This window comes from Shinella yambaruensis, from assembly GCF_050859155.1.
In the GTDB taxonomy this organism is placed as follows: Bacteria; Pseudomonadota; Alphaproteobacteria; order Rhizobiales; family Rhizobiaceae; genus Shinella; species Shinella yambaruensis.
Genome location: NZ_CP150638.1, coordinates 3,158,300 through 3,170,392, shown reverse-complemented (window position 1 = coordinate 3,170,392; position 12,093 = coordinate 3,158,300). Strand labels below are relative to the sequence as shown.

The 12,093-nt window shown below is 66.2% G+C and carries 13 protein-coding genes; 9 read left to right on the top strand and 4 right to left on the bottom strand.

Annotated elements, in window-relative coordinates; genetic code table 11:
• Nucleotides 1-34 precede the first annotated feature (34 nt).
• The 6 genes from WMC41_RS15480 (at nucleotide 35) to WMC41_RS15455 (ending at nucleotide 6,550) form a co-directional block, all read left to right on the top strand.
• Nucleotides 35-859, top strand: coding sequence for a carbohydrate ABC transporter permease (locus WMC41_RS15480; protein WP_245083430.1), 825 nt, complete (start codon nucleotides 35-37; stop codon nucleotides 857-859).
• Nucleotides 860-882: 23 nt separating this feature from the next.
• Nucleotides 883-1,884: an ABC transporter ATP-binding protein gene (locus WMC41_RS15475; RefSeq protein WP_432344396.1), complete on the top strand. Its 1,002-nt coding sequence runs from the start codon at nucleotides 883-885 to the stop codon at nucleotides 1,882-1,884.
• Entirely contained in the window at nucleotides 1,881-2,654 is a 774-nt protein-coding gene (locus WMC41_RS15470; protein WP_245082233.1) for an L-iditol 2-dehydrogenase, read from the top strand. The genes WMC41_RS15475 and WMC41_RS15470 overlap by 4 nt, the downstream gene beginning before the upstream one ends.
• A gap of 56 nt (nucleotides 2,655-2,710) precedes the next feature.
• The gene (locus WMC41_RS15465; protein WP_432344513.1) at nucleotides 2,711-4,195 is read left to right on the top strand and encodes a mannitol dehydrogenase family protein; all 1,485 of its coding nucleotides are present in this window, start codon (nucleotides 2,711-2,713) and stop codon (nucleotides 4,193-4,195) included.
• A 79-nt stretch (nucleotides 4,196-4,274) separates the two neighbouring features.
• The gene (locus tag WMC41_RS15460) at nucleotides 4,275-4,967 is read left to right on the top strand and encodes an HAD family hydrolase (protein WP_272806260.1); all 693 of its coding nucleotides are present in this window, start codon (nucleotides 4,275-4,277) and stop codon (nucleotides 4,965-4,967) included.
• On the top strand, nucleotides 4,967-6,550 hold the full coding sequence (locus WMC41_RS15455; protein WP_288083680.1) for an FGGY-family carbohydrate kinase: 1,584 nt from the start codon (nucleotides 4,967-4,969) through the stop codon (nucleotides 6,548-6,550). The genes WMC41_RS15460 and WMC41_RS15455 overlap by 1 nt, the downstream gene beginning before the upstream one ends.
• Nucleotides 6,551-6,930: 380 nt before the next feature.
• On the opposite strand, the gene WMC41_RS15450 is transcribed toward WMC41_RS15455, so the two are convergent.
• Nucleotides 6,931-7,725 (bottom strand): response regulator, encoded by a 795-nt coding sequence (locus WMC41_RS15450; RefSeq protein WP_272806258.1) that lies wholly within the window; start codon nucleotides 7,723-7,725, stop codon nucleotides 6,931-6,933.
• A 152-nt stretch (nucleotides 7,726-7,877) separates the two neighbouring features.
• Here WMC41_RS15450 and WMC41_RS15445 point away from each other — a divergent pair, with 152 nt between their 5' ends.
• The 3 genes from WMC41_RS15445 to WMC41_RS15435 all read left to right on the top strand — a co-directional run bounded on the left by WMC41_RS15445 (nucleotide 7,878) and on the right by WMC41_RS15435 (nucleotide 10,253).
• Nucleotides 7,878-8,063, top strand: a complete 186-nt coding sequence (locus tag WMC41_RS15445) for a NepR family anti-sigma factor (protein ID WP_245082244.1) — start codon at nucleotides 7,878-7,880, stop codon at nucleotides 8,061-8,063.
• Nucleotides 8,064-8,070: 7 nt separating this feature from the next.
• Complete coding sequence (locus WMC41_RS15440) at nucleotides 8,071-8,625, top strand: RNA polymerase sigma factor (protein ID WP_024270843.1); 555 nt, start codon at nucleotides 8,071-8,073, stop codon at nucleotides 8,623-8,625.
• A gap of 122 nt (nucleotides 8,626-8,747) precedes the next feature.
• Complete coding sequence (locus WMC41_RS15435) at nucleotides 8,748-10,253, top strand: sensor histidine kinase (RefSeq protein WP_432344509.1); 1,506 nt, start codon at nucleotides 8,748-8,750, stop codon at nucleotides 10,251-10,253.
• A gap of 31 nt (nucleotides 10,254-10,284) precedes the next feature.
• Here the strand turns inward: WMC41_RS15435 and WMC41_RS15430 are convergent, their stop codons facing one another.
• From WMC41_RS15430 to WMC41_RS15420, 3 genes are all read right to left on the bottom strand, one after another.
• Nucleotides 10,285-10,716, bottom strand: a complete 432-nt coding sequence (locus WMC41_RS15430) for a hypothetical protein (RefSeq protein WP_432344507.1) — start codon at nucleotides 10,714-10,716, stop codon at nucleotides 10,285-10,287.
• Nucleotides 10,717-10,779: 63 nt separating this feature from the next.
• Nucleotides 10,780-11,178: a glycine zipper domain-containing protein gene (locus tag WMC41_RS15425; protein WP_245082221.1), complete on the bottom strand. Its 399-nt coding sequence runs from the start codon at nucleotides 11,176-11,178 to the stop codon at nucleotides 10,780-10,782.
• A 126-nt stretch (nucleotides 11,179-11,304) separates the two neighbouring features.
• Nucleotides 11,305-12,093: a heme ABC transporter ATP-binding protein gene (locus tag WMC41_RS15420; RefSeq protein WP_245082219.1), complete on the bottom strand. Its 789-nt coding sequence runs from the start codon at nucleotides 12,091-12,093 to the stop codon at nucleotides 11,305-11,307.

Below are 12,093 nucleotides of genomic sequence, written 5' to 3'. Positions count from 1 at the left end.
CGGTCCCGGAACAGCCTTTAGGGAGGACAAGACCATGGCCAGAGCCGTCTCGACAAGACGAACCGCCGTCTTCACCATCGCCGCCTGGATCATCGCGCTGATCCTCTTCTTCCCGATCCTCTATACGATCATCACCTCGTTCAAGTCCGAGACCGAGGCGATCCAGGGCTTCGACATCCTGCCGTCGGGCACGGTGGAGAGCTACGCGGCCGTGCAGGCGCAGAGCAACTACTTCAAGTTCTTCCTGAACTCGGTGATCATCTCGGTCGGCTCGACGCTGCTGGCGCTCTTGATCGCCGTGCCGGCGGCCTGGTCGATGGCCTTCTCGCCGACGAGAAGGACCAAGGACATCCTGATGTGGATGCTGTCGACCAAGATGATGCCGGCCGTCGCCGTGCTGGTGCCGATCTACCTGATCTTCCGCGACACGGGCCTGCTCGACAGCCGCGTCGGGCTCACCGTCATGCTGACGCTGATCAACCTGCCGATCGTCATCTGGATGCTCTACACCTATTTCCGCGAGATCCCCGGCGAGATCCTGGAGGCCGCGCGCATGGACGGGGCGTCGCTGTGGGGCGAGATCGTCTACGTGCTGACCCCGATGGCGGTGCCGGGCATTGCGTCCACCATGCTGCTCAACATCATCCTCGCCTGGAACGAGGCCTTCTGGACGATCCGGCTGACGACGACGAACGCCGCGCCGCTGACCGCCTTCATCGCCTCGTTCTCCAGCCCGCAGGGTCTGTTCTGGGCCAAGCTCTCGGCGGCCTCGACGCTCGCCATCGCCCCGATCCTGATCATGGGCTGGTTCAGCCAGAAACAGCTTGTCCGCGGCCTCACCTTCGGCGCCGTGAAGTAACGAAACAGACGGGAGGGACCATCATGGGCAAGATCATCCTTAAAAAGGTCAACAAGAGCTTCGGCGCCACGCAGGTCATTCCGGGCATCGACCTGACGATCGAGGACGGCGAGTTCGTCGTCTTCGTCGGCCCGTCGGGCTGCGGCAAGTCCACGCTGCTGCGCCTCATCGCGGGCCTGGAGGACACGACGAGCGGCACGATCGAGATCGACGGCAAGGACGTGACATCGGCCGCCCCGGCCAGGCGCGGGCTCGCCATGGTGTTCCAGTCCTATGCGCTCTACCCGCACATGACGGTGAAGAACAACATCGCCTTCCCCCTGAAGATGGCCAAGACCGATCCGGCCGTCATCGAGAAGAAGGTGGCGGAAGCGGCGCGCGTGCTCAACCTGACCAACTATCTCGAACGCCGCCCTGGCCAGCTGTCCGGCGGCCAGCGCCAGCGCGTGGCGATCGGCCGGGCGATCGTGCGCGAGCCCTCGGCCTTCCTGTTCGACGAGCCGCTCTCCAACCTCGACGCGGCGCTGCGCGGCACGATGCGGCTGGAGATCTCCGAGCTGCACCACCAGCTGAAGACGACGATGATCTACGTCACCCACGACCAGGTGGAGGCGATGACCATGGCCGACAAGATCGTCGTGCTGAACGCCGGCAACATCGAGCAGGTCGGCTCGCCGCTCGATCTCTACAACAAGCCCGACAACCTGTTCGTCGCCGGCTTCATCGGCTCGCCGCGCATGAACTTCGTCAAGGGCGAGGCGGCCAGGCCCTGGAACGCCCCGACCGTCGGCATAAGGCCGGAGCATATCCGCCTGTCCAAGGAGGGCGGCACCTGGAAGGGCGTCGTCGGCGTCGCAGAGCATCTCGGCTCCGACACCTTCCTGCACGTCAATGCCGAGGCCATCGGCATGCTCACCGTGCGCGCCGGCGGCGACTTCCCCGTAACACACGGCGACACCGTCTTCCTAACGCCAGACGAAACGCGAATCCATCGCTTCGACCAAAACGGGAACGCCAGCCGATGAAACGGCTCGAGGGCAAAAGCGCGCTGATCACGGGATCGGCGCGCGGCATCGGCCGCAGCTTCGCGGAGGCCTATATGCGCGAGGGCGCGCGGGTCGCCATCGCCGACATCGATATCGGGCGGGCGCAGGCGACGGCAGGCGAGATCGGGCCGGCCGCCTACGCGGTCGAGATGGACGTGACACGGCAGGCGTCGATCGACGCGGCCATCGCGACCTGCGTGAAGGAGGCCGGCGGCATCGACATCCTCGTCAACAACGCCGCGCTGTTCGACCTCGCGCCGATCGTCGAGATCACGCGGGAGAGCTACGACAGGCTGTTCTCGATCAACGTTGCCGGCACGCTCTTCACCCTCCAGGCGGCGGCAAGGCAGATGATCGCGCAGGGGCGCGGCGGCAAGATCATCAACATGGCGAGCCAGGCCGGGCGGCGCGGCGAGGCGCTGGTCGCCGTCTATTGCGCGACGAAGGCGGCGGTCATCAGCCTCACCCAGTCGGCAGGGCTGGACCTCATCAAGCACGGCATCAACGTCAATGCGATCGCGCCCGGCGTGGTCGACGGCGAACACTGGGACGGCGTCGACGCGCTCTTTGCGAAATACGAGAACCGGCCGCTCGGCGAGAAGAAGCGGCTGGTCGGCGAAGAAGTGCCCTTCGGCCGCATGGGAACGGCGGACGACCTGACGGGAATGGCGATCTTCCTCGCCTCGCAGGAGAGCAACTATATCGTCGCGCAGACCTACAATGTCGACGGCGGCAACTGGATGAGCTGAGGCCCGCCACGCGGACCTCGCCTCGCAATAGACCGGACAACCGGAAGGAATGGACCATGACCACGAAACTGTCGCTCGCCACCCTCGATGCGGTCGAAAAGACCGCAGGCGTTCCGGCCTATGGACGCGGCGACCTTGCCGCGGGCATCGTGCATTTCGGCGTCGGCAATTTCCACCGGGCGCACCAGGCGGTCTATCTCGACGACCTCTTCAATCTCGGCCTCGATCATGACTGGGCGATCATCGGCGCCGGCGTGCTGCCGTCCGACGCGGCGATGCGCGACAAGCTGGCCGGCCAGGACTTCTTGACCACCGTCGTCGAGCAGGACAACAACCGGTCCGGCGCGCGCGTCACCGGCGCGATGATCGGCTACCTCGCGCCCGGCAATGCGGCGGCGACCATTGCCCAGCTGGCGGACCCGGCGATCCGCATCGTCTCTCTGACCATCACCGAAGGCGGCTATTTCATCAATCCCGCTTCCGGCGTCTTCGATCCGGCCCATCCGGCGATCGCCGCCGATGCCGCCCAGCCGTCGGATCCCAAAACGGTCTTCGGCCTCATCCTCGCCGGCCTCAAGGCACGCAAGGACAAGGGCATTGCGCCCTACACCGTCATGTCCTGCGACAACATTCCGGGCAATGGCGAGGTGACGCATGCGGCGGTCTCCGGCCTCGCCCGCCTCTCCGATCCCGATCTTGCCGACTGGATCGACGCCAATGTCGCCTTCCCGAACGGCATGGTCGACCGCATCACGCCGGCGACGGGCCCGCGCGAGATCGGCATCGTGGCGGAGGAGTACGGCATCGACGATGCCTGGCCGGTCTTCTGCGAGGAGTTCAAGCAGTGGGTGCTGGAGGATCATTTTCCGCAAAGCCGCCCGGCGCTGGAAAAGGTCGGCGTGCAGTTCGTGCCCGATGTCGCGCCCTATGAGCACATGAAGATCCGCATCCTCAATGGCGGCCATGCGGCGATCGCCTATCCGGCGGCGCTGCTCGATATCCATTTCGTGCACGAGGCGATGGAGGATCCCGACATCCGCGCCTTCCTTGCCAAGCTCGAGCGCGAGGAAATCATCCCCGTCATCCCGCCCGTGCCGGATACGGACCTCAACGACTATTTCTCGCTGATCGAACGCCGCTTCTCCAACCCCAAGATCGCCGACACGATCCCGCGGCTCGCGCAGGACGGCTCCAACCGCCAGCCGAAATTCATCCTGCCCTCCACCGCCGACCGGCTGTCACGCGGCGAGGACGTCATCGGCCTCTCGCTCGTCTCGGCGCTGTGGTGCCACTATCTCGCCGGCACGACGGACAGCGGCAAGGACATCGCCTTCAACGATCCCAATATCGAGCGCGTCCGCGCGGCGGCGACGGCGGCCAAGAGCGACCCGGGCGCCTTCCTCGCCCTGAAGGACATCTTCGGCACGGTTGCCGCGTCCGACCTCTTCGCCGGGCGGTTTGCCCATGCGCTCCGGTCCCTCCAGCAGAAGGGCACGCGGGCGACGCTGAAGGCCTATCTGGACGACAGGCTGGTGAATTGAGGAAATCCCCACACATCCGGGGCTTTCCAACGAAGGGAGCAGACAGTACCACGGGGGCCTGACAATGGAACGGGACGTCATGGCCGCCAAACAGACAGAACTGGTGATCTTCGATTGCGACGGCGTCCTCGTCGACAGCGAGCCGATCTCGATTGCGGTGCTGGTCGAGGCGCTGGCCGCGGCGGGCGTCGCGATGAGCGCGGAGGAGGCCCATGAGCGTTTCCTCGGCCGCAGCCTCAAGAGCATGTCGGAAATCCTGCATGCCGATTACGGTCTGGCGATCGATGCGGCCTTTCTGGAAGCGATGCGAAAAGTGCTCTACGAGCGGTTCCGCACCGAGCTGCAGCCCATCGACGGCATTGCCGAAACGGTGGACGGGCTCGGCATCGCCCATTGCGTGGCCTCCTCCAGCCAGCTCGAGCGTATCCGCCTGTCGCTTTCCGTCACCGGCCTCATCGACAGGTTCGAGCCGAACATCTTCAGCGCCAGCATGGTCGCGCGCGGCAAGCCGGCGCCCGATCTCTTCCTGCATGCCAGCGCGGCCATGGGCGTCGCGCCCGGCCATTGCGTGGTGGTGGAGGACAGCCCGGCCGGTATCACGGCGGCGAAATCCGCCGGCATGCGGGTGGTCGCCTTCACCGGCGGCTCCCATGCGCGCACGCCGCGCCACCGCGACGCGCTGCTGAGCCTCGGCCCCGACGCCCTGTTTGACGACATGCGGGAATTGTTACAGTTTGTCCGCAAGGAAGAGGCCGGCGGGAAAGAGCATTGATGCGCGATCTGATCGTTGCGGTGGACATCGGCACGGGCAGTGCCCGGGCCGGCGTATTCGACCGGAGCGGCACTCTGCTGGGACGCTCCGAACATCCGATCGCCCTGCGCCGGCCCAGCGTGGACCACGCCGAGCATGATTCGGAGAACATCTGGCAGGCGGCCTGCACGGCGATCCGGGCGGCCCGCGCGCTTGCGGGCGTCGAGGTGGACCGTATCGCCGCGCTCGGCATTGACGCGACCTGCTCGCTCGTCGTCAGGGATACGGCGGGGCGGCCGCTGGCCGTCTCCGGCGGCGAGGAGGCCCGCTGGGACACGATCGCCTGGTTCGATCACCGCGCGCTGGAGGAGGCCGACCTCTGCACGGCGACGGAGCATCCGGCGCTGCTCCATTCCGGGCGTGTCATGTCGCCGGAAATGGAAATGCCCAAGCTGATGTGGCTGAAGCGCCACCGGCCGGAACAATGGGCGAAGACGGGCCATGTCTTCGATCTCGCCGATTTCATGGCGTGGCGGGCGACGGGCGTGAATGCCCGCTCGCGCTGCACGATGACGGCGAAATGGAACTATCTCTCCCATGAAAAACAGCCGTGGAACGACGGTTTCCTGAAGGCGATCGGCCTTGAGGACCTGCGCGAACGCGGCGCGCTGCCGCAGGAGACGCTGGCGGTCGGCGCGGCTGTCGGGCGCCTTGCGCCGGAAGCGGCCGCGGAGCTTGGCCTTGATACCGGCTGCGTGGTGGCGGCCGGCCTCATCGATGCCTATGCCGGTACGCTCGGCGTGCTCGGCCCCTTTGCCGGCGCACCGGAGGCGCTGGAGCGGCAGCTCGCCCTCATCGGCGGCACGTCGAGCTGCATCGTCGCCTTCTCGCGCGAGAAGCGGTTCGGGTTCGGCATGTGGGGCCCCTACTACGAGGCGGTGCTGCCGGGCTGGTGGCTGGTCGAGGGCGGCCAGTCCGCGACGGGGGCGCTGCTCGACCATATCGTGCGCACGCACAGCGCGGGCGGCGAGCCTTCGGCGGCGAACCATGCGCGCATCGTCGCGCGCATTCGCGAAATGCAGGCGGAGGAGGGCGAGGCGTTCGCCGCGCGGCTGCATGTTCTGCCGGATTTTCACGGCAACCGCTCGCCGCTGGCCGATCCGCATGCGCTCGGCGTGATCAGCGGCCTTTCGCTCGATGCCTCCTTCGACGGGCTCTGCCGTCTCTACTGGCGGACCTCGGTCGCCATCGCGCTCGGCATCCGCCATATCCTCGAAAAGCTCGGCGCCGGCGGCTATCCGCTCGATACGCTGCATGTCACCGGCGGTCATGTGCGCAATCCGCTGCTGATGGAGCTCTACCGGGATGTCACCGGCTGCCGGGTCGTGGTGCCGGAGACCGGCGATGCGGTGCTGCTCGGGACGGCGATGGCGGCGGCGGTTGCCGGCGGGCTCCATGCCGATCTGCCGGCCGCGGGACGGCAGATGTATCCGGGAAGCAGTACCCTTCTTCCTGATCCCGCCCGCAAGGCCGGTTATGACCGGGATTATCGCCGGTTCCTCGCACTCCACCGGCACAGGGCCGAGCTGGAAGCGATCGACTGACGGCGGCGTGAAAAAAATTCCGACCGGCTGGAACCAAATCGTGCGCTGCGGGTTTTCCTTGCGTCACCGGTCAGCGCATATCCCCCAAATGCGAGGCCCTCGACCGGTGATCGACCACGATACCGTGTCCCCCTCCGGTCCGTGGATACTCAAGCAGCCAGTGTCTCCCAGACGCTGGCTGTTTTCTTTGGCGCGTGAGAAGTCCGGGCGAGAAACCCGAGGGTGGCGAGAGTGCGTCCTGCTGCCCCAGAATCCAGATAAATAAAGGCGGCGGTGGGCGTGCCTCCCACCGACCCAGAATCCAGTTAAATAAAGGCGGCGGTGGGCGTGCCTCCCACCGCCGCCGGCCGCGCCGCCGCTGCGGCCGTCCGGGAGCGAGATCAGGCCGCGGCGCGCGCTTGCGGGGTGAAGAGGAGAGCCTGGTTGATGAGTACTTTCACCTGCTCCGGATTGAACGGTTTGGAAACGAGGAAGGCCGGTTCCGGCCGCTCGCCGGTGAGCAGCCGCTCGGGATAGGCGGTGATGAAGATCACGGGAATGTCCGTGCGGGCGAGGATGGAATTGACCGCATCGATGCCGGAGCTTCCGTCGGCGAGCTTCACGTCGGCGAGGACGAGGCCGGGCCGGCTGTCGCTCCAGAGCATTTCGGCCTCGGCCTGCGTGCGGGCGATGCCGGTGACGCGATGGCCCATGCCGTTGACCATGTGGGCAAGGTCGAGGGCGATCAGCGGTTCATCCTCGATGATCATGATGCCGGTCTCCGCCTGTGCCGCGATTTCCGCGAAGGCGGCGTTGAGAAGGGCGCGGATGGCGCTCACCTCCGCGTCGAGGATTTCCGCCGTCTTCTCGACCGTAAAGCCTTCGACCGTCGCCAGCAGCAACGCCTGGCGGCCGAGCGGGGGCACGCCGGAAAGGTCGAACGGGGCCTCGGTGCCGGGCGTGATGGCGACGGTGCTGCGGCTCACCGAAACGGGCAGGGAGGAAATGATGCGGCTGAGAAGGCCGAAGAGCTTCGCCTTGTCGTCCTCGCCCTCCGGCATGACGGAGGGGTCGATGAGAATGGTTTCGAGGGTGGCTGCCACATAGGCGTCGCCGGAAGGCTGCGTTCCGGTGAGGGCGCGGGCATAGCGGCGAAGCGCCGGAAGGTGCGGCCCGATACGGTCGGAAATCGGCATGAGGGTCCCCTGTTTAGAAATTGTTGCAATGGCAGTTGACGGTTTGAACGCGGAAGCCAAATTAAGGTTCCGGTACCGGGAACTTTTTTTGACGCCGGGCATTTTCACGCCGAATTCGTCGCAAGGCGCAGATGAAAGATGAGAGTGGCACTGTGAACAGCGTGGACAAGAAAAGAGGCGGGAAACGATCCCCCGCGAGCGAAGACCCCAATGCGCAGATTGCGATGAAGCTTCGCGCCTTCTACCATCAGGTACAGGATGAGGCGCTTCCCCAAAGGTTCCTGGATCTTCTCGAGAAACTGGATGCTGTGGAAAGCCGCGTCCAACGGGCCGAGTGAGGATACGATGGATCAGGAACAGACGACGTTCAAGCGGGAACTGCTGGCAGTCCTGCCGAGCCTGCGTGCCTTCGCCATTTCGCTGATCGGCCGGCACGACCAGGCCGACGATCTCGTGCAGGACACGATCATGAAGGCCTGGGCCAAGCAGGAACAGTTCGAGATGGGCACGAACATGAAGGCCTGGCTCTTCACGATCCTGCGCAACGAGCTTTACAGCAAGATGCGCAAGCGCGGCCGCGAGGTGCAGGATTCGGACGGCCTCTTCACGGAGAACATGGCGCAGCATCCCTCGCAGTACGGCTCGCTCGACATGCAGGATTTCAAGAAGGCGCTGGAAAAGCTGCCGGACGAGCAGCGTGAGGCGATCATTCTCGTCGGCGCTTCCGGTTTTTCCTACGAGGAGGCGGCGGAAATCTGCGGCTGCGCGCTCGGCACGATCAAGAGCCGCGTCAACCGCGCCCGCCAGCGCCTGCAGGAGCTCTTGCAGGTGAGCGGGGAAAGCGACTATGGCCCGGATGCGGTTTCGGCGCCGATCACGTCGCGCGCCTTCGCATCATGACGGAACATCTGCCGCCCGCGATCCTGCGGGCGGCGGGATAAATTGAGGGGGATTGGGGCGAAGAGCGTCCACCGGCGAAAGCCAAGGGTGAAACCGGGCGCGGAATCGCATACCGAAGGCGTATGAAGGACAACGTTCTGACATTATCGTCCGATGTTGCAGCGGTTCTGGACGCTCCAGGCCGCCTGGCGGCGCTCGACGCCGCGGTGCCGGTCTTTCTCGGCCCCGATCCCGATTTCGACGACATCGCCGGCCTCGCGGCGGGGCTCTTTTCCGCGCCGATTTCTCTTGTCACCATTCTCGGTCGCACGGATCAATGGTTCCTTTCGCGTCAAGGAACGCCGGAAATCCGTGCGCCGTCGGAAGATTCCTTCTGCGCGCGCATGATTGCCGAAAGCGCGTCGGAGCCGCTCGTCATCGCCGACGCATGCAAGGATGCGCGTTTTGCCCGGCTGCCGAGCGTCAATGGCGAGCCGCATCTTCGCTTTTATGCCGGGGCACCGATCATCGTGGACGGCCAGCCGATCGGCACGGTCTGCGTCTTCGACGTCAGGCCGCGCGAAGGCACCGCCCCGGACCCCGTGCTGCGGCTGAGGCAACTGGCCTCGCTTGCCGGTTCGCTCATCACGCTGAAGGATGAGGCCCGGCGGCGCATGCTGGCCGCCGAGGCGCTTTCGCGTGACGAGAAGCGCCATGCCCTGGCGCTCGATGCGGCCAATGTCGCAAGCTGGCTGTGGGATCTTTCGACGGGTATGGTCTCCGGCAACGAGACCTTCTATCGCATGCTCGGCGTCAAGCCGGCCAAGCCTATGCGGGCGCGCAAGTTCTTCACCGCCGTGCATCCGGGGGACCGCAAGGTCACCATCGGCCGCCTGCGCGATGCGCTTGCCTCGGGCAAGGAATATGACGGTCTCTTCCGGGCCGCCAAATCCGGTCGCTGGCTGCTCGGGCGCGGGCGGGTGCACGAATGGGATTCCGACGGGCGGCCGACGGTGTTCCTCGGCATCAATGTCGATGTCACGGACGGGCAGCTTGCCTCCGAACGCACGCGGCTCCTGCTGCGCGAACTCAACCACCGAGTCAAGAACACGCTGGCCATGCTGCAGTCGCTCGCCCGACAGACCCTGCGCCAGACGAGCGATCCGGTCGAGTTCATGGATGCCTTCGCCGGCCGCCTGCAATCGCTCTCCGAGGCGCATGGCCTGCTCAGCGACCACGAATGGGGCGTCATCCACCTGAAGATGCTGCTGCAAAAGCAGATCATGCCCTATGCGATCGACTATGACGGCCAGATCGAGATCCACAAGGACGAGGTGGAGCTGGGGCCGGACCAGGCGGTCGGCCTCGGCCTCGTCCTGCACGAGCTTGCCACCAATGCCCGCAAATATGGCGCGCTGTCGGTGCGCTCGGGCAAGGTGGTGATCACCGCCCGCGTGGTGAAGGAAGACGACCAGCGCGTGCTCAACATGACCTGGCACGAGGTCGGCGGCCCGCCGGTCAAGCCGGACGGACGGCGCGGCTTCGGTTCGGTGCTGATCGAGCGCAGCCTCGACAAGGTCCTCGGCAGCAGCGTGCATGTCGAGTATCTGCCGAAGGGCGTGACGGCGGTCATCCGCATGCCGCTCTGAGCGGCATGCCCTTTCGCGAATATCGGGAAGATCAGTCGTCGTCGCGGCGGGATTTCGGCGCGAGCAGGAAGCCGAGGGCGAGCGCGACGGCGGTCGCGGCAAAGGGCTTCTTCATGGCGACGGTCGTGGCTGCCGCCATCAGGTCGCGGCGCGCGGCCAGCTGCTGGCGGCGGATGCGGCGCAGCTCGCGCTCCCGCTTGTTGCGCATGGCGACGACCGCCAGCACGATAAGGGCGAGCAGCAGGAAGCCGCCGGCGAGGCCGAAGAGCGCCGGCACGGTGCCATGGCGCTGAGCGAGCAGCACGGCGGTGGCGACAACGCCGAGACCATAGGCGGTGACCAGCAGAAGGCCGATCGCAGCGCCGGCGATCGCATTGCGCTTGGCGACGTCCATCGTCTCGTCGACACGGTCGGTGACGCGGGTGACGAGGTTTTGCAGGAGAATGGCCCCCAGTGAAAGCATGCCTTTGACGCTCCGCATAGGAAGGGACGCCGGCCGGCGTCCCGGGATCGTGGGAGGATGGGATCAGCGCCGCAGGAGGGCGGCGAGGAGGAAGCCGGCAGCGGCTGCGACACCGAGCGTCGCGAGCGGATGCTCCTTCACCGCCTTGCGGGCGCGGCGGCCGGAATCGCGATAGCGTTCCTGGAACTCGGCAAGGATGTCCTCGCCGGCGGCGATCATGTCGCGGATGTCGCCTTCGGCGCGATCCTTCAGGTCGTGCGCGGCTTCGCTCGCCTGGGCCCTTGCGGCACGGGCCTTCTTGCGGATGCCGCTTGCCCCGCTCGTGGCGTCGTCGGCGAGCAGCTTGGCGAGGGAGGCGATCTCCGCGCGCAGGTCCGCGATCTGCTCCTCGACGGCCTGGGCTTCGTCATGAAGCCCGTTGCGAAGGCTCTTGCTGCGCGATGAAAACAGTCCGGTGGCCATGCCGTTTCTCCTTTTGCGGTCGCCCGCGGATGCGCGGGCCGAACAGCGCTCCACCCCCTTGGCGGAACGGTTTTTCCGTGCAGACAACGGCGACGGGAGCAAAAGGTTCCGTAAGACGCTGGAAAATCAGGCCGAAGCGGTGTGCGGCAGAACGAAGGGCACGCCGGTCGCGGGCACGCCGTTGATGCGCATGCGGCAGCCGAACACCGCCTCCATCGCATCGTCGGTCATTACCTCGGCGGGCCGGCCGGCGCGTTCGATGCGGCCGCTCTTCATCATCACCATGTGGTCGGCGAACATGGCGGTGAGGTTGAGGTCGTGCATGACGGCGATCACGCCGCCGCCGCCTTCGCAGTAGCGCCGGGCGAGGGTCATGATCGTCAGCTGGTGGCGGATGTCGAGGGCGGAGACCGGCTCGTCCAGCATCAGGAAGCAGGGCTCGCCGTCGAGCACGGGTTCCCAGATCTGCGAGAGCACGCGGGCGAGCTGCACGCGCTGCTGCTCGCCGCCGGAAAGCTCCTGGTAGAAGCGGCCGGCAAAGCCCGCGAGATCGACGGCGGCGAGCGCCTCCGCGGTGATCGCGTCGATACGTTCGGCATGGCGGTTCGGGCCGACGGTGAGGCCGAGGCGGACGATTTCGCGCACGGTGAAGGGAAAGGCGATGGTGGCGGCCTGCGGCAGCACGGCGCGCTTGACGGCGAGCTGCCAGGGCTCCAGCGAGGCCAGCGCGTGTCCGTTGATGCTGATCTCGCCCTTGCTGGGCAGTTCACCGGCGACCGCCTTCATCATGGTCGTCTTGCCGGAGCCGTTCGGGCCGACGATGGCGGTCAATTGGCCGGCCCTGGCCTCCAGCGACACGCCGTGCACGATTGTCTTGCCCGAAAGGCTGACCGTGAGGTTTCTTGCGGTGATCAT